17 protein-coding genes are annotated in these 17028 nt (G+C 73.7%); 6 read left to right on the top strand and 11 right to left on the bottom strand.

Features of this window, described 5'->3' with window-relative positions:
- Positions 1–659: pantoate--beta-alanine ligase (panC, locus tag GTW43_RS32990; RefSeq protein WP_161305642.1), on the bottom strand; the 659-nt coding region annotated here is incomplete at its 3' end.
- Positions 656–1663, bottom strand: coding sequence for a DUF2520 domain-containing protein (locus tag GTW43_RS32985; protein WP_237536940.1), 1008 nt, complete (start codon positions 1661–1663; stop codon positions 656–658). The genes GTW43_RS32985 and panC, both read right to left, overlap by 4 nt.
- Before the next feature lie 92 nt (positions 1664–1755).
- On the opposite strand from GTW43_RS32985, the gene GTW43_RS32980 reads away from it, so the two are divergent.
- Positions 1756–2907, top strand: a complete 1152-nt coding sequence (locus tag GTW43_RS32980) for a beta-eliminating lyase-related protein (RefSeq protein WP_161305641.1) — start codon at positions 1756–1758, stop codon at positions 2905–2907.
- 16 nt (positions 2908–2923) lie between these two features.
- Here the strand turns inward: GTW43_RS32980 and GTW43_RS32975 are convergent, their stop codons facing one another.
- Positions 2924–3142 carry a hypothetical protein gene (locus GTW43_RS32975; RefSeq protein WP_161305640.1) on the bottom strand — a complete coding sequence of 73 codons (219 nt, stop codon included), beginning with the start codon at positions 3140–3142 and terminating at the stop codon, positions 2924–2926.
- A gap of 190 nt (positions 3143–3332) precedes the next feature.
- On the opposite strand from GTW43_RS32975, the gene GTW43_RS32970 reads away from it, so the two are divergent.
- Complete coding sequence (locus tag GTW43_RS32970; RefSeq protein WP_161305639.1) at positions 3333–4442, top strand: DUF5937 family protein; 1110 nt, start codon at positions 3333–3335, stop codon at positions 4440–4442.
- A gap of 67 nt (positions 4443–4509) precedes the next feature.
- On the opposite strand, the gene GTW43_RS32965 is transcribed toward GTW43_RS32970, so the two are convergent.
- Positions 4510–5184: a response regulator transcription factor gene (locus tag GTW43_RS32965; protein ID WP_161305638.1), complete on the bottom strand. Its 675-nt coding sequence runs from the start codon at positions 5182–5184 to the stop codon at positions 4510–4512.
- Between the two features lie 61 nt (positions 5185–5245).
- Positions 5246–6451 (bottom strand): sensor histidine kinase, encoded by a 1206-nt coding sequence (locus GTW43_RS32960; RefSeq protein ID WP_161305637.1) that lies wholly within the window; start codon positions 6449–6451, stop codon positions 5246–5248.
- Between the two features lie 117 nt (positions 6452–6568).
- Between GTW43_RS32960 and GTW43_RS32955 the strand changes: the two genes are divergently transcribed.
- A complete protein-coding gene (locus tag GTW43_RS32955; RefSeq protein ID WP_343246187.1) occupies positions 6569–7630 on the top strand; it encodes an SAM-dependent methyltransferase in 1062 nt (353 codons plus the stop codon).
- On the opposite strand, the gene GTW43_RS32950 is transcribed toward GTW43_RS32955, so the two are convergent.
- Positions 7595–8746, bottom strand: coding sequence for an NADH-quinone oxidoreductase subunit D (locus GTW43_RS32950; protein ID WP_161305636.1), 1152 nt, complete (start codon positions 8744–8746; stop codon positions 7595–7597). The genes GTW43_RS32955 and GTW43_RS32950 overlap by 36 nt on opposite strands.
- Before the next feature lie 32 nt (positions 8747–8778).
- Between GTW43_RS32950 and GTW43_RS32945 the strand changes: the two genes are divergently transcribed.
- Positions 8779–9297, top strand: coding sequence for a PH domain-containing protein (locus tag GTW43_RS32945; RefSeq protein WP_161305635.1), 519 nt, complete (start codon positions 8779–8781; stop codon positions 9295–9297).
- Positions 9294–10643 (top strand): PH domain-containing protein, encoded by a 1350-nt coding sequence (locus tag GTW43_RS32940; protein WP_161305634.1) that lies wholly within the window; start codon positions 9294–9296, stop codon positions 10641–10643. Before GTW43_RS32945 ends, GTW43_RS32940 begins: the two co-directional genes overlap by 4 nt.
- Positions 10644–10820: 177 nt before the next feature.
- Here the strand turns inward: GTW43_RS32940 and GTW43_RS32935 are convergent, their stop codons facing one another.
- From GTW43_RS32935 to GTW43_RS32920, 4 genes are all read right to left on the bottom strand, one after another.
- The gene (locus tag GTW43_RS32935; protein ID WP_161305633.1) at positions 10821–11885 is read right to left on the bottom strand and encodes a hypothetical protein; all 1065 of its coding nucleotides are present in this window, start codon (positions 11883–11885) and stop codon (positions 10821–10823) included.
- Between the two features lie 233 nt (positions 11886–12118).
- On the bottom strand, positions 12119–13087 hold the full coding sequence (locus tag GTW43_RS32930) for an ABC transporter substrate-binding protein (protein ID WP_161305632.1): 969 nt from the start codon (positions 13085–13087) through the stop codon (positions 12119–12121).
- Positions 13088–13137: 50 nt separating this feature from the next.
- Positions 13138–13806, bottom strand: a complete 669-nt coding sequence (locus tag GTW43_RS32925; protein WP_161305631.1) for an ABC transporter permease subunit — start codon at positions 13804–13806, stop codon at positions 13138–13140.
- Entirely contained in the window at positions 13803–14573 is a 771-nt protein-coding gene (locus GTW43_RS32920; protein ID WP_161305630.1) for an ABC transporter permease, read from the bottom strand. The genes GTW43_RS32925 and GTW43_RS32920 overlap by 4 nt, the downstream gene beginning before the upstream one ends.
- 194 nt (positions 14574–14767) lie before the next feature.
- Between GTW43_RS32920 and GTW43_RS32915 the strand changes: the two genes are divergently transcribed.
- Positions 14768–15919, top strand: coding sequence for a betaine/proline/choline family ABC transporter ATP-binding protein (locus GTW43_RS32915; protein WP_161305629.1), 1152 nt, complete (start codon positions 14768–14770; stop codon positions 15917–15919).
- On the opposite strand, the gene GTW43_RS32910 is transcribed toward GTW43_RS32915, so the two are convergent.
- Positions 15909–17018 carry an alpha/beta hydrolase-fold protein gene (locus GTW43_RS32910; RefSeq protein ID WP_161304925.1) on the bottom strand — a complete coding sequence of 370 codons (1110 nt, stop codon included), beginning with the start codon at positions 17016–17018 and terminating at the stop codon, positions 15909–15911. The genes GTW43_RS32915 and GTW43_RS32910 overlap by 11 nt on opposite strands.
- Positions 17019–17028: the final 10 nt, after the last annotated feature.

The raw sequence follows: 17028 nt of genomic DNA, 5'->3' as shown, positions 1-17028 counted from the left end.
AGCGCCTCCTGTGCGGCGTGCCGCTCGCGGCCCGCGAACAGCGCGCGCGAGAGGGCGAGCGCCGTGCGGCGTTCCTCCGGCGACAGGTAGCGGTTGCGCGAGGACAGGGCCAGGCCGTCCGGCTCGCGGACCGTGGGCACGGCGGCGATCTCCACGTCGAAGTTCAGGTCGCGCACCATGCGGCGGATCAGGGCGAGCTGCTGCGCGTCCTTCTGGCCGAACAGGGCGACGTCCGCGCGCGTGAGGTGCAGCAGCTTGGCGACGACGGTGAGCATGCCGTCGAAGTGGCCGGGCCGTGCCGCGCCTTCGAGGCGCTCGCCCATGGGGCCCGCGGTGATCCGCACCTGGGGCTGCCCGCCCGGGTAGACCTCGTCGGCGGACGGGGCGAACACGAGGTCCGCGCCCGCCTGTTCGGCGATCTTCAGGTCGGCCTCGAGCGTGCGCGGGTAGCGGTCGAGGTCCTCGCCCGCGCCGAACTGCAGCGGGTTGACGAAGACGGTGACGACGACCTCGCCGTCGGCGCCCGCGCGCTCGCGTGCCGTACGGATCAGGGTGGCGTGCCCCTCGTGCAGGGCGCCCATCGTCATGACGGCGACGCGCTGCCCGGGACGCGTACGGGCGCGCAGGGCGGCGCCCTCGTGGACAAGGAGCGTGCTCATCGGGTCTCCTCCGCGCCGTGCGCGAGGACGTCGAGCAGGTCCTCGGCGAGCTCCGGCTTCAGCAGTCCGTGCGCGAGGGCGCGGTCGGCGGTCGCGCGAGCCATCGCGAGGTAGCCCGCGACGGTCGCCGGGGCGTGCTTGCGCAACTCCGTGACGTGGGCGGCCACCGTGCCCGCGTCGCCGCGCGCGACCGGGCCGGTGAGGGCGGCGTCGCCGGAGCGCAGGGCGTTGTCCAGGGCGGCGCCGAGCAGCGGCCCGAGCATCCGGTCGGGGGCGCCGACGCCCGCGGCGCGGAGCAGCTCCATCGACTCGGCGACCAGCGTGACCAGGTGGTTCGCACCCAGGGCGAGGGCCGCGTGGTAGAGCGGGCGCATCTCCTCGGCGATCCACTCGGGCTCGCCGCCCATCTCGATGACGAGGGCCTCGGCGGCGAGCCGCAGCTCGTCGGGGGCGGTGACGCCGAAGGAGCAGCCGGCCAGGCGCTGCACGTCGACGGCGGTGCCGGTGAACGTCATGGCGGGGTGCAGCGCGAGCGGCAGGGCGCCGGCGCGCAGCAGCGGGTCGAGGACGCGGGTGCCGTGGCGGCCCGAGGTGTGCACGACGAGCTGGCCGGGGCGGACGGCGCCGGTGTCGGCGAAGCCCTCGACGAGGCCGGGCAGCGCGTCGTCCGGGACCGTCAGGAGGACCAGCTCGGCGCGGGCCAGGACCTCGGCGGGCGGCACGAGCGGCACGTCCGGCAGGAGGGCGCCGGCGCGGCGCACGGACGCGTCGGAGACCCCGGACACGGCGACGGGCCGGTGTCCGGCCAGCTGGAGCGAGGCGGCGAGCGCGGGGCCCACGCGGCCGGCGCCGACGACGCCGACGGAGAGCCGGGCGGGACGGTCCTTCGGGTCCAGGGGGTCGGGTCGTGAGGGTCGTGAGGGTCGGGGTTCGGGAGAGGCAGGGTTCACGGGGTGAGGCCTTCCGTTCCAGTCCGCTCGGGGTACCGGACGATTTCTCGTCATGTTAACGCTATCTGTCCGCGCGGGCCTCGGCCGTCCACAGGCTGTGGCCCACCTCGCACAGCCGTCCGGGACCGGTGCGACATGATCCGGACATGAGCGGAACCTACGAGAGTGACGAGAAGGCGCAGGCCGCGCGGCGGATCGCGGCATGGCGGGGCGCTGAGCGCACGCTGGCGCACCGGCCGCATCAGGCCACGGTGGGCGAGCGGCTGGCGGAGCTCGCCGCGGCGGTCGGCGACGTGACCGACCCCGGCGGCGGGGTCGACCTGTACGGGGACGGGATCGTCGCCGACCTGGAGGCGCGGGTCGCGGCGCTGCTCGGCAAGGAGGCGGCGGCGTTCTTCCCCACCGGCACGATGGCGCAGCAGGTCGCGCTGCGCTGCTGGGCGGGCCGCACGGGCAGCAGCACGGTGGCGCTGCACCCGCTGGCGCACCCGGAGCAGCACGAGCGGGAGGCGCTGACCACGGTGGCGGGGCTGCGCACGGTGCAGCCGACGACGGCGCCGCGGCCGTTCACCGCCGCGGAGATCGAGGCCATGGACGAGCCGTTCGGGACGCTCATGGTGGAGCTGCCGCTGCGCGACGCCGGTTTCCTGCTGCCGTCCTGGGAGGAGCTGGAGGAGGTCTGCGAGGCCGCCCGCGCGCGGGACGCGGTGGTGCACTTCGACGGGGCCAGGCTGTGGGAGTGCACGGAGCACCTGGGGCGGCCGCTGGACGAGATCGCGGGCCTCGCGGACACCGTCTACCTGTCGTTCTACAAGTCGCTCGGCGGCCTGGGCGGCGCCGTGCTCGCGGGACCGCAGACGCTGATCGACGAGGCGAGGGCCTGGCGGCACCGGTACGGCGGGCAGATCTTCCAGCAGTTCCCCCAGGCGATCGCCGCGCTCGCCGGACTCGACCGGGAGCTGCCCCGGCTGCCGTCGTACGTGCGGCACGCGCGCGTGGTGGCGCAGGCGATGCGGGAGGCGTTCGCGCAGGAAGGGCTCGCGTGGTCGCGGGTGCATCCGGAGGCGCCGCACACCCACCAGTTCCAGGTGTGGCTGCCCTACGAGGACGAGGTGCTGTCCCGGGCCGCGGTCGAGCAGGCGGAGGAGACGGGCGTGGCCCTGTTCGGGCGCTGGTTCGCGGGGCCGGGCGCACCCGGCACGTCGTTCACCGAGGTCACGGTGGCGGAGAAGGGCCTGGAGTGGAGCGCGGACGACGTCCGCGCGGCCGTCGCGGAGTTCGTCCGGCGCCTGCCCTGAGCCGGTCCTGCGGCGCTCAGCAGCCGGCCGCCTGACCCCGGTGGGGGGCGAGCCGGCGCAGGGCCGCCCGGATCCGGCCGCGGGCCGGGCGGCCCGCCACGACGGCCCGGAAGCGGCGGTACTCGCGCAGCTCGCGGTAGACGGCCACGTCGTGGGTGCCGGGCACGGGCGGCGCGGGGGCGCCGTGCTGGGCGGCGCGGTAGGCGTCCAGTACGTACTGCTCGTTGAGAGTCATCACGACCACCTCACTCATGTCGATCGTCCCGCTTCGCCCCGAAAAGGGCACTGCCGGACGGAAAGGGATGTCTGCCGGGATCGGAACCGACGGCCTGAGCGTGCGCCCCGGGTGAGCCGCCGGTCACGTCGATTGACGGGTCCCGTCAATCGAGGGCCCGGCTGTCGGTGGCGGCGGGCACCATGGGGTCATGAGCGTGAGCATCGACATCGCGGGACTGCCCGCCGAGCGCATCCACGTCGTGCCCTCGCCCCTGGCCGAGCTCGGCATGGCGCTGCACGCGCTGTCGGAGCCCGCCCACCATCCGGGGCTGCAGGGGTGGACGACGAGCGTGTCCGCCTGCCTCGACCCGTGCCTCGCGGACCGGCTGTGCGAGGCGGACTTCCTGTGGCGGTCGACGTACTCGGACGTGTTCGTGCCGTTCGCGGGGGTGCCGGGGCTGCACACGCCGCCGGGGGCCACGCTCGCCGACGAGCTCGACCTGCTCGACAAGCTGTCCGACGAGGAGTTCGTGGACGCCGCGCTGGAGTTCACGTGCCAGACGACGTACGCGACGCGCGGCACGTCGCGGCTCGCGGACCGCGCCGCGCGGGAGCGGGTGCTCGACCTCGCGGCCGCGCGCGGCACGCACCAGGTGCGCTTCACCCAGCGGCTGCTCGACGATCCGCCCGCGATCCGCGCCTGGTTCCGCCGGCTGCTCCAGGACTGCGACGAGGCGTTCTTCGCCGACGTGTGGGCGCGCGTGCAGCACCAGCTGGCGGCGGACGCCCGGCACACGACGCAGCTGCTGCGGCACAAGGGGCTGCGCGAGGCGCTGACGTCCGTGTCGGCCGCCGTCTCGATGGACGAGGCCGGGGACGCGGTCGTCGTCGACAAGATGTCCGTCGGGCAGACCTCGGTCGGGGACGGGTCGCTGTTCCTGGTGCCGACCAGCCTCGGGCGGCCGCACCTGTTCGTCGTGCACCGGCACGGCTGGCAGCCGACGATCCTCTACCCCGTCGCGGCGGGCACCCCCGGGCCGCGGACCCCGTCCGTCGCGGAGCTGACCCTGCGCATGTCGGCGCTGGCGCACCCGGTCCGGATGCGTCTGTGCCGCCACCTGGCGCGCGGGGCGTACACGACGGGCGAGCTGGCGGACGCGCACGGGATGACGGCGCCGGAGATATCCCGGCACCTGTCGGTGCTGAAGAAGGCCGGGCTGGTCACGACACGGCGGCACGGCCGGTACGTACAGCACCAGCTGGACCTCGGCGTCGTGTCCCGGCTCGGCGGCGACTTCATCGAGGGCGTGCTGCGCTGAGCGGGCCCGACACCCGGCGCCACGCCACCGCGCGCCCGGGCCGGACGCGGCGGCGCGCAGGCGGGGTTCAGGCCGCGCCGCCGCCCGCCCGCACCAGGCCGGTCTCGTAGGCGAGGACGACGACCTGGACGCGGTCGCGCAGGTCGAGCTTGGTCAGGATGCGGCCGACGTGCGTCTTCACGGTGGCCTCGGACAGCACGAGGCGCGCCGCGATCTCGCCGTTCGACAGGCCCTGGGCGACGAGGATCATGACCTCGCGCTCCCGGTCGGTGAGCCGCTCCAGCTGCTTGTGCTGGGGCTCCTTGGTGCTGCTCGGCAGCATCGGCGCGAAGCGGTCGAGCAGCCGCCGCGTGGTCGAGGGGGCGACCACCGCGTCGCCGCTGTGCACGGACCGGATCGCGGTCAGCAGCTCGCCGGGCGGCACGTCCTTGAGCATGAAGCCGGACGCGCCCGCCTTGAGCCCGGAGAACGCGTACTCGTCCAGGTCGAACGTGGTGAGGATCAGGACCTTCGGCGGGTTCGGGTCCGCGCAGATCCGCCGGGTCGTCTCGACGCCGTCCAGCTTCGGCATGCGGACGTCCATCAGCACCACGTCCACGGACGTCGCGCGCAGCACCTCCAGGGCCTCGACCCCGTCGCCCGCCTCGGCGACGACCTCCATGTCCGGCTGGGCGGCGAGCACCATCCGGAATCCGGTGCGCAGCAGCACCTGGTCGTCGACGAGCATGACCTTGATCGACATCGTGCGGGTCCTCACATCTCGTGGCACGGGTACGGGTCGGGCGGCGCGGCGCTGGTACGTGTCAATGGGCGGTCTTGAGAGGGAGCAGGGCGCTGATGCGGAAGCCACCGCCGGGGCGCGGTCCCGCGTCCAGCGTGCCGCCGACCATACCGACGCGCTCGCGCATCCCGATGAGTCCGTGCCCACGGCCGTCCGCGCCGCCGTCCTCGTACAGCTCGTGCGGGGCGCCCTTGCCGTCGTCCTCGACGAGCAGCCCGAGCCCGTCGTCGAAGTAGACGAGCCGCACGCTCGCACCGACGTCGGTGCCGCCGTGCTTGCGGGTGTTGGTGAGCGCTTCCTGCACGATGCGGTACGCGGTCAGCTCGACGCCGCTGGGCAGCGGGCGGGCGGTGCCCTCGACCTTGAAGTCGACCGGCAGGCCCGCCGTGCGCACCTGCTCGACGAGGTCCTCGATCTGCTGCACGTCGGGCTGCGGCACGTACTCGCCGGCCTCCTCGTGCTCGCCGGTGCGCAGCACGCCGAGCAGCCGGCGCATCTCGGCGAGCGCCTGGCGACCCGTGCCCGAGATGGTCTCCAGGGCCCTCTTGGCCTGGTCGGGCGCGCTGTCCATCACGTAGGCGGCGCCGTCGGCCTGGACGACCATCACCGAGACGTTGTGGGCGACGACGTCGTGCAGTTCGCGGGCGATGCGCGCCCGCTCCGCCGCGACCGCGACCTTGGCCTGCGCCTCGCGCTCCTTCTCCAGGCGGTTCGCCCGCTCCTCCAGCTGGGCCAGGTAGGCGCGCCGGGTGCTGAGCGAGTCGCCGAGCACCCACGCGAGGGCGAACGGCACCATCTGGAAGACGGTGATCGCGAGATGGCCGAGCGTGCTGGAGTGCTCGCTGGGCCAGCGCACCTCCGCGAGGGGCGCCGCGCACAGGCCGCCGATCAGGGCGAAGCGGGAGGCCCACTTCGCGCCGTTCGCCGCGACCGTGTAGATGATCACCAGCATGGCGAAGTCCGCGGGCAGCACCCGGGCGTCGAGCACCAGCTGGCCGAGGCCCGCCACGGCGGCGAGCACGAGCATCTGCTCGGGCAGCCGTCGCCGCAGCGCCACGACGACGCACAGCAGGACGGAGAGCAGGAGCCCCGCCACCTCGTTGCCCTCGTGCCGTGGCGCCCCGTTGACCGCGCTCAGACTCACCACGGACACCCCGAGGAGGACGACGGCCCAGAAGCTGTCGACCCACGTCGGGTGTCTGCGGAGAAAGTCGTAGAGGCGCTGCACGTAACCCAGCGTAGGCAAGCCCGCGGCCCGCCGGGGTCAACCGGAGGACCGATCCGCACCCGGCGCGCGTACTCCCCAAGGTGGATACGCGTGCGCCCCCCATGCATAGTCGTGCCCGTGGACGAGGTGCGGCAGGACGCGGAACAGGGCGTGCGCGCGGGGCGCGGGCGCGGGTGGCGGGCCGCCGCCGAGGAGGCGCTGTACGGCCCGGCGGGCTTCTACCGCAGGCCCGAGGGCCCGGCCGGTCACTTCCGTACGTCGGTGCACGCGTCGCCGCTGTTCGCCGAAGCCGTCGCCACGCTCCTGTGCCGGGTGGACGCCGCGCTCGGCTCCCCCGGCGACCTCGCCTTCGTCGACATGGCGGCAGGACGCGGCGAACTCGCCTCCCGCGTCCTCGCGGCGCTGCCCGCGGACGTGGCCGCCCGCGCGCGGGTCTGCGCCGTCGAGCGGGCGGAGCGGCCCGCGGGCCTCGATCACCGCATCGAGTGGCTCGGCGCACCGCCCGCGCGGATCACCGGGCTGCTCTTCGCGAACGAGTGGCTCGACAACGTGCCCGTCGACGTCGTCGAGACCGACGCGGACGGCACGCCCCGGCTGGTCCACGTCGGCCCCGACGGCACGGAGAGCCTCGCCCCGGGCCCGCTGGAGGAACCGCTGCGCCGCTGGCTGGACGCGTGGTGGCCGCTGCCGCCCGAACCGGGCCTGCGCGCCGAGGTCGGTCTGCCGCGCGGCACCGCGTGGGCCGGCGCCGTGGACTGCGTGCAGAGGGGCCTCGCGGTCGCCGCGGACTACGCCCACGCGCGCGGGGCGCGGCCGCCCTTCGGCACGCTCACCGGCTTCCGCGAGGGCCGCGAGACGGCCCCGGTGCCGGACGGCTCCTGCGACCTCACCGCGCACGTCGCCCTGGACGCGTGCGCCGCGACACCGGGCGCGCGGATCGTGGCGCAGCGCGACGCGCTGCACGCGCTGGGCGTCGGCGGTGACCGCCCGCCGCTGTCCCTGGCGTCCCGGGACCCGGCGGCCTACGTACGCGCGCTCGCGCGTGCCGGCGAGGCGGCGGAGCTGACGGCGCGCGGCGGACTCGGCGACTTCGGCTGGCTGCTCGAACCGGTCGGGCTGCCGGGCGGGGACCCGCTCGGGGCCCTACTTGTCGATGTCGCCGACGACGAAGAACAGTGACCCGAGGATCGCCACCATGTCCGCGACCAGCGTGCCCGGCAGCAGTTCGGTGAGCGCCTGGATGTTGTTGTACGACGCGGAGCGCAGCTTGAGCCGGTACGGCGTCTTCTCGCCCTTGGAGACGAGGTAGTAGCCGTTGATCCCGAGCGGGTTCTCCGTCCACGCGTACGTGTGGCCCTCGGGCGCCTTGAGCACCTTGGGCAGGCGCTGGTTGACCGGTCCCGGCGGCAGTTCGGCGAGCCGGTCGAGGGCGGCGTCGGCGAGCGCGAGCGCGTTGTGGGTCTGCTCAAGGAGGCACTCGAAGCGGGCCAGGCAGTCGCCCTCCTGGCGCGTGACGACCTCGAGGGTGTCCTGCAGCTCCCCGTAGGCGAGGTACGGCTCGTCGCGCCGGAGGTCGAAGTCCACGCCGCTGGCGCGGGCGATCGGGCCGCTCACCCCGTAGCCGTGCACGGCCTCGGGGGTCAGGACGCCGACGCCGCGCGTGCGGCCGCGGAAGATCTCGTTGCCGAGCACCAGGTCGTCGTAGACGTCCATGCGGGAGCGCACGTCCGCGACCGCCGCCCGCGCGCGCGTGCTCCAGCCGAGCGGCAGGTCCTCCTTGAGGCCGCCGACGCGGTTGAACATGTAGTGCATGCGGCCGCCGGACACCTCCTCCATCACGTTCTGGAGGGACTCGCGCTCGCGGAAGGCGTGGAAGACGGGAGTGATTCCGCCCAGTTCGAGCGGGTACGAACCCAGAAACATCAGATGGTTCAGCACACGGTTCAGCTCGGCGAGCAGGGTGCGCAGCCAGACGGCGCGCTCGGGGACCTCCATGCCCAGCATCCGCTCGACAGCGAGCACGACGCCCAGCTCGTTGGAGAACGCGGACAGCCAGTCGTGGCGGTTGGCCAGCATCACGATCTGCCGGTAGTCCCGCGCCTCGAACAGCTTCTCCGCACCGCGGTGCATGTAGCCGATGACCGGCTCCGCGTGCTGGACGCGCTCGCCGTCGAGCACGAGACGCAGGCGCAGCACTCCGTGGGTGGAGGGGTGCTGCGGACCGATGTTGAGCACCATGTCGGTGCTCTCCGCGGCACCACCGATGCCGACCGTGGCCTGAGTCGTGGGCGTCATGGCGAACAGTCTCTCCTACGTAGGGTGGGCTCATGGATACAGGGGCGAGCGGGACCGAGGGAGCCGTGACGGCCGCACCCGCGCACGACGAGGCGGTCTGGACGGGCCTGCCGTCCGGCCTGTTGAGGCTGCGCCGGCTGCTTCTGGTGCTGTGGCTCGTGCCGCTCGCCGTGGCGCTCGGGGTGCTGCTCGGCCTGTTCGCGGGCCCGGCGTGGGCGGCGTTCGCCCTGCTGCCGCTCGCGACCGCCGCCTGGGGCTGGCCGATGCTGGGCCGCAACTGGCGCTCGTGGCGGTACGCGGAGCGCGCCGACGACCTGCTGATCAGCCGCGGTGTCCTGTGGCGCGAGGAAACGATCGTGCCGTACGGGCGCATGCAGCTGGTCGAGGTGACCTCGGGCCCGCTGGAGCGCAGGTTCGGCCTGGCCAGTCTCCAGCTGCACACCGCGGCCGCCGCCTCCGACGCCACGATCCCCGGCCTCGTGCCCGCCGAGGCCGAGCGGCTGCGCGACCGCCTCACCGAGCTCGGCGAGGCCCGATCGGCGGGGCTGTGACGGCCCCGCAGGCCCCGGAGGACGTCCGGGCCCCCGAACCGGACGAGCGGGCGCGAGAACACCGCCTGCACCCCGTCACGCCGCTGCGCCGCGCCTGGGCGCCCATCGCGATCCTGTTCGGCTGGGCCGTCCACGACATGGACGAGGCCCAGCGCCGGCTCGCCCAGCTGACCACCACGACCCTGGTCGTCGGCCTGGGCGTGCTCGTGCCCGCCGCCGCCCTGTACGGCTTCCTCACCTGGTGGTTCACGCACTTCGCGGTCACCGACACCGAACTGCGCATCCGCACCGGCCTGTTGTTCCGCCGCACCGCGCACATCCGGCTCGACCGGCTCCAGGCCGTCGACGTCACCCAGCCGCTGCTGGCCCGCTTCGCGGGCGTCGCGAAACTCAAACTCGACGTGGTCGGGACCGACAAGAAGGACGAACTCGCCTATCTCGGCGAGCAGCAGGCGCGCGCGCTGCGGGCCGAACTGCTCGCGCGCGCGGCCGGGTTCGCCCCCGAGTCGGCGCACGAGGTGGGCGAGGCACCGGCCCGGCAGATCCTGCACACCCCGCCCCGCACGCTCGCCGTGGCGCTGCTCCTGACCGGTGCGCCGTGGGCGATGCTGCTCGCCGCGGTCGCCGTCCCGCTCTTCCTGTGGTTCGCCACCCACAACCTGTGGACGGTCGTCGCGGTCGCCGTGCCGCTGGGCGGCGCCGCGTTCACCAACAGCGCGGGGCGCTTCGTCAAGGAGTACGACTGGACGGTCGGCGAGTCCCAGGACGGGCTCCGCATCGACCACGGGCTGCTCGACCGCGTGCACGAGACGGTGCCGCCCGGCCGGGTGCAGACGGTGCGCTTCGTCGAGCCGCTGCTGTGGCGGCGGCGCGGCTGGGTCCGGGTGGAGCTGCACGTCGCGGGCTCGGCGAACTCGGTCCTGGTACCGGTCGCCCCGCGCGAGCACGCGGAGGACGTCGTCGCGCGGATCCTGCCGGGCGTGGCCGTGCCCAAGCCGGCCGACTTCGCCCCGGCCCCGCGCCGCGGCCGCTGGTGCGTGCCCCTGTGGTGGCGCGGGTACGGGGTGGCCGTCACCGAGACGGTGTTCGCGGCGCGCGAGGGGCTGGTGCAGCGCCGGCTGTCCCTGGTGCCGCACGCCAAGGTGCAGAGCGTGCGCGTGACGCAGGGCCCCTGGGAGCGGTACTGGCGGGTCGCGGGCCTGCATCTGGACACGGGCGCGAACAAGACGGTGACGGCGCGGCTGCGGGACGCCCAGGAGGCGGCGGAGCTGCTCCGTGCGCAGGCGGACCGGTCCCGCACGGGGCGCAGGGACGCCCGCCCGGACCGCTGGATGGCCGGGGCCTGATCCCGGGGCCTGATCACGGGGCCTGATCCCGGGCCTGATCCCGGGGCAGCGCCCGACGCGACGGCCCCGCACGCAGAAGAAGAGGGCGCCCCGCACGATGCGGGGCGCCCTCTTCGGCTGCTTCTCTGCCACGGGTGCCGAACCGCCGGCCGACGGGCCGGGCGGCGGTGTTCAGGTTCAGGCGCGCAGGGCGGACCTCAGGTCGGCGACGTCGATCTGCTCGGTCTCGTCGTGCGCGGTGAGGTCGATGACCTCCGTACCGGGCTTCTCGTCGGCCGCGTCTTCCGCGTCTGCCACGTCGGTTGCCTCGGCTGCGTCGACTGCCTCGGCCGCCTCGTCCGTGTCCGCCACGTCAGACACGTCGTCCATGGTCGCGACGTCGCCCGAGAGGTCCGGGGCGGCCGCGGCCTCCTGGGCGTCGCGGGGCTCCGTGACGTCCGTGGCGGCGTCCGGGACGCTCCCGGTGTCCGCGGCGAGCGCCTCCTCCCCGACGACGTCCGCCAGGTCCTCGGGCACAGCGGGGCGCACGGGCGCGGCCGCCGCCTCGGCGCCGCCCGTGCCGAAGAAGTCGAAGCCGCCGACCAGCGCCTTGCGCACCGGAGCGGCGGGCACCACGGTCGCGGCGGCCGGCACGGTGTAGTGACCGGTCACCGCACGGGACTTCCCCCGGGAATCCGCTCCTTCGACCGCCGTGGGCGCCACCGGCGCGGCCTGACCGGCCGGACCGGCCAGCCGGTCGAGCGCCGCGTTGGCCCGGAGGTAGAGCGACGGGGTCGGGCCGCCGGCCGGGGTCGTGGTCCCCGCCGGGGGCAGGGCACGGGCCGGGGCCGCGCTCTCGATCGCGAGCCGGCGGCGGCCCTCCAGGGCGCTGGCCCGCTCGGTCTCCGCGTTCGCGTACCGGCGCAGCAGTGCGGCGTGCTCACCGCGCAGCCCGGCCAGTTCGGCACGCTTGGCGCGCAGCTTGTTCTCCAGACGGGTGCGCAGCTCGCGCGACTCGTCGAGGTCGCCCTCGAGCTCGGCCACCGCCTCCTCGTGGCGCCAGCGCTCGCTCGCCGCGCCCCGGTTCAGCTCGGCGACCTGCTTGCCGGCGAGGCGGTCCCAGCGGCGCATCACGACGGCGCCGACCACGGCGGCGGCCGCGGCGACGGCGGTGACCCCGCGCAGGACCAGCGGATCGGCGGACAGCCAGGCGCCGCCCGCGCAGACGATCGGCACACCGGCGATCACCGAGGGGGGCAGCATGCGGTGCAGGGGTGGGGAATGGCGGTGACGTCCACGTGGCATGGCCAGAAACTTACCGCGCGTAGGCGAATCGCGAAGCCCCGCCCGGCAAAATCCGGGCAGAGCACTTCGAAAATTGGCCGAACTTCCGCTCATGACCGATCACTTGCCGTCACCGGCGCCCCGCCCGCAGTTCCCCGCGGGCGGAACGCCTCCCCACCCCTCCAAGATCATTCATCGGACCCGCGTCGGGATCACTTGCCGATGAGGCCCTTCGACTCCAGGTATTCCTTGGCGACGTCGGCCTCCTTCTGACGCTCCGCGTCGACCTTCCGGTTCAACTCGACCAGATCGTCGGTCGTGAGCGTCTTGGTCAGCTTCCCCAGAGCGTCGGCTATCGCCTTGTCACCCGCGTCCTTCTCGTTCACGACCGGAATGATGTTGTCCGCGTTCTGCAGCTTCTTGTCGTCCTCGAGAAGGACGAGTCCGAAGTTGTCCAGCGTCGCGTCCGTCGTCGTGGTCAGCACCAGCTGGTCCGTGCCGTTCTTCACGGCCTGCTTGGACTGCGTGGTGCCGACGCCCTTGGGGTCGATCCCCGTCACGTCGATCCCGTACGTCTTCTTCAGACCCGGGGCGCAGAAGGGCCGCTCCTCGCATTCGTCACCGGCGGCGATCTTGACCTTCTCGCCCGAGGAACCGAGATCGGAAAGGGTCTTCAGCCGGTGCTTCTTCGCGAAGCTCTCGCTCACCGCGAACGCGTTCTGGTCGACGGCCCCGCCCGCGTCCAGCACCTTCAGGCCCTCGGGCCCGGCGAGCGTGCGCAGAGCCTTCACCGTCGCGTCGACATCGCTCGACGCGACCGGCTTCGCCTTCGGGCCGTTCTTCTTCAGGTTGAGGAACTCGGCGAGGGTCGCCGCGTACTCGGGCACCACGTCGATGGCGCCCTTGGCGAGCTGCGGCTCGTAGATCTCCCTGTTCTCCACGGTCTTCACCGAGGCGTCGTACCCGGCGTCGTCCAGCACCTGCCGGTACAGCTCGCCGAGGACCTTCGCCTCGGTGAAGCTCGCGGCGCCGACGACGACCTTGCCCTTGCCGCCACCGCCGCCCGAGCCATCCGAGCCGTCCTTGCCCTCCAGGCTGTCGCCGCCGCACGCGGTCAGTCCCGCCGCCAGCGCGCCCACCGCCACGGCCGCCAGGGCCGCCCGACGTGTCCTGCTGTTCATGACTCTCCTCGTTGCGCCGATGGCCTTGCCGAAACCCTTGGAATTCCTGCTCACGCGCGCCCCCTCATCGGGTCGCACAACCGCCCCACCGCCACGAACACGCCCTCCACGACGAGCGCCAGGGCCGCCACCAGGAGCGCCCCGGCGACCACCTGCGGGGTGTTCTGCAGGCTGAAACCGGCGGTGATGATCCGCCCCAGGCCGCCCTCGCCCGCCATCGCGGCCAGCGTCGCCGTCGCGATGACCTGCACCCCCGCCGACCGCAGCCCGGTCATCACCAGCGGGTACGCCAGCGGCAGCTCGACCCGGGCGAAGACCTGCCCGCCGCTCATGCCCATGCCGCGCGCGGCCTCGACCACCGAGCGGTCCACCTCGCGCATGCCCACGTACGCGTTGGTCAGCAGCGGGGGCACCGCGAACAGCACCAGCGCGATCAGGGTCGGCACGTCCCCGTGCCGGCCCAGCGGGGTCAGGGTCAGCAGCACCAGGACGGCGAGCGTCGGCACGGCGCGCCCCACGTTCGACACGTTGACCGCCAGGGCGCCGCCGCGGCCGAGGTGCCCGAGCCACAGTGCGAGCGGCAGCGCGAGCAGGCAGGCGATGCCGAGGGCGACCCCGCTGAAGTACAGGTGCTCCGCGAGGCGGTGCCACACGCCCTTGTCGCCCTGCCAGTTGGCGCTCGTGCTCAGCCAGTCGTAGGCACCCGATATCGCGTTCATGCCACCTTCTCGGGCTGGGGCTCGGGCTCGGGCTCGGGCTCGGCCGTCGGTGCCTGGGCGCCGCGGAGGCGGAGGCGGAGGCGGCGGCCGGAGCGGACGGCGGTCGCCCGCGTCCACGGCGTCAGCCGGCGCTGCAGACCGAGCAGCAGCAGGTCGGCGAGGATCGCCAGGACCACGCACAGCACGGACGCGGTGAGCACCTGCGCCTTGAAGTCACTGTCGAGGCCGTCGAGGATCAGGGTGCCCAGGCCGCCGTAGTCGACGATGGCGCCGACCGTCGTGAGCGCCACCGTCGACACCGTCGCGATGCGCACCCCGGCCAGCAGCGCCGGGAGCGCCAGCGGCAGCTCGACCTCCCAGAACAGGCGCAGCGGTCCGTACCCCATCCCGCGGGCCGCCTCCGTGGCCTCCTCGGGGACGGACTGGAGTCCCGCCAGGATGTTCCGCACGAGAATCGTCAGCGAATACAGGACGAGTCCCGTGACCACCAGCGAGGCCGAGAGCCCGAAAAGGGGCAGCAGCAGCGAGAACATCGCCAGCGACGGGATCGAATAGACCACGGTCGTCACCCCGAGCACCGGCGCGGCGAATACCCGCCCGCGGCGCGCGAGAAGCGCCAGCGGAAGGGAGATGACGACACCGATCAGCACCGAGGCGACCGTGATACCCACGTGCTGAACGGTCGCGTCGACCAATTCCTGGCTGCGCGTGCGCAGATACTCCCCGCACACCCACTCGTTGCGCACCAGGCAGCTCTGCTCGCTCACCCCGCCCGCCTCCCCCGTTTCCCCGAACGTATGTCAGCCGGCCGCACCCCCGCGCGGCACTTTCGACTGCGGACGACCCTAACGGCACCCACTGACAAACGCCGAGGCCCGCCCCCGTCCCGCAACACCGCCTTCACACAACTGACGTGTACGGCCGTCCCCAAGAAGCCTCCGTCCGGGCAGAATGGGGTCCCATGATCCGGTTCGAGCACGTGAGCAAGCGGTACGCGGACGGCACCACCGCCGTCGACGGTCTGTCGTTCGAGGTGAACGCCGGCGAACTCGTCACGCTCGTCGGCCCGTCGGGCTGCGGCAAGACCACGACGATGAAAATGGTGAACCGGCTCATCGAACCCACCGAGGGCCGGATATTCCTCGACGGCGACGACATATCCGCCATCGACCCGGTGCAACTGCGCCGCCGTATCGGATATGTCATCCAGCAAGTGGGCCTTTTCCCGCACAAGACGGTCCTCGACAACACGGCGACCGTCCCGCACCTGCTCGGCGTCAGGCGCGCCGAGGCACGCGCCCGCGCCGCCGAACTCCTCGACCTGGTGGGCCTCGACCCCAAGGTGTTCGGCGAGCGCTACCCCGAGCAGCTCTCCGGCGGCCAGCGCCAGCGCGTCGGCGTCGCCCGCGCACTGGCCGCCGACCCGCCCGTGCTCCTCATGGACGAGCCGTTCGGCGCCGTCGACCCCGTCGTGCGCGACCACCTCCAGACCGAGTTCCTGCGCCTCCAGCGCACCCTCGGCAAGACGGTCCTGTTCGTCACGCACGACATCGAGGAGGCGGTCCGTCTCGGCGACCGCATCGCCGTCTACGGGCAGGGCCGCATCGAGCAGTTCGACACCCCCTCGGCGGTCCTCGGCGCGCCCGCGACCGACTACGTGGCCGACTTCGTGGGCGCCGACCGCGGCCTCAAGCGCCTGTCGGTGACGCCCATCGAGGAGGGCGACCTGGAGCAGCCGCCCGTCGTCCACCTCGACGACCCGCTGCCCCGCGAGCTCGACGCCCGCTGGGCCGTCGTCCTGGACCAGGAGGACAACCTGCACGGCTGGATCTCCGCCGAGCACGCGCGCGATGCGGCGAAGAAGGGCGCGACCGTCCGCGACCACGCACGCCGCATGGAGGCCTGGCTGCCCGTCGGCGCCTCCCTGAAGCAGGCGTTCGCCACGATGCTGCAGCACGACGCGGGCTGGATCGCCGTCATCGACGCCGACTCCGAGGGCCGCTTCCTCGGCGTCCTCACCCCGGCCCGGCTGCACGAGGCGCTGCGCCGCTCCACCGCGGCCGACGCCCGGGACGTCGCCCGCGCGGACGTCGCCCTGGAGATCATTCGCTGAGCCGGGCGCTCAGCCACTCGAGCGTCGCCGGGATCTCCCGGCGCCAGGTGTTGAAGTTGTGCCCACCGCTGTCGAGGACGATCGACGACGCGCGCGTGGGCGGCTTCACCTTGCGCAGGAACGCCATGGTGTCCGGGTAGTTGTGCTCGCCCTGGCGGCTCGTCGTCACAAGGAGCGAGGTGTCGGGACCCGGCGCCCGGTCGAGGACGCGCATCAGGTCCGCCCGGTCCCGCAGCGCCCGGTCCCCGTGGAACAGATCGCCCGTCGTCGGGTCGAGCGGCGCCCGGTAGTACGCGGAGAGCCCGGCGCCCGCCCGGTAGACACCGGGGTGGTGCAGCGCCAGCTTCAGGGCGCAGTAGCCGCCCGTCGAGTCGCCGACGATCCCCCAGCGCCGCTCGGTGCGGTACCGCGCGGCCACCTCGGCGGGCAGGTCCCGGGCGAAGAACGTCTCCGCGCGGGGACCGCCCGGCACGTCCACGCACTCCGTGTCGCGCGGCGGCGCCACCGTCGGCCGCATCATCACCAGGATCATCGGCCGCATCCGGTGTGCCGCCGCCAGCCGGTAGGCCGTCTGCGGATAGCGCAGGCCGCGGTAGAGCGCCTCCGCGGTGCCCGGGTAGCCGGTCAGGACGACCGCCGCGGGAAAGTGCCGGTGCGCGTACCGCTCCTGGAAGTACTCCGGCGGCAGATACACGTACGCCGGACTCCCGATGCCGGTGCCGCGTCCGGCGACGTCGATCCGCTCGATGCGCCCCAGGCTGCCCGGCCGGGATCCGGGCGGCGCGGTCAGGCCGCCCGAGGACACCCAGTGCACGCGGCGCGCGCCGCCGCCCGCGACGGCCGCGTCCGTGACCACCCCCTGGCTCTGCTCGCGGCCCAGCAGGTCGGCCCAGGACGCGTAGAAGCCGAACGACTGGTTCACCGCGAGACCCACGGCGCAGAAGACCGCCAGCTGGGTGCCGAGGAGCAGCGCCACGCGGCCGGTGACGGCCCGCCAGGAGCGGTGCGCCAGCCGCGGCCAGAGCAGCACGGTGCCGAGGAACAGCACCACGGCGCACAGCACCGCGAGCGCGAGCACCTTGTGACTCGTGAGCCCCATGGGGTTCTTA

The sequence above is a fragment of the Streptomyces sp. SID5785 genome, from assembly GCF_009870065.1.
Classification (GTDB): Bacteria; Actinomycetota; Actinomycetes; order Streptomycetales; family Streptomycetaceae; genus Streptomyces.
The sequence above is the reverse complement of the archived record's forward strand: the minus strand, read 5'-3'. Positions and strand labels throughout refer to the sequence as shown.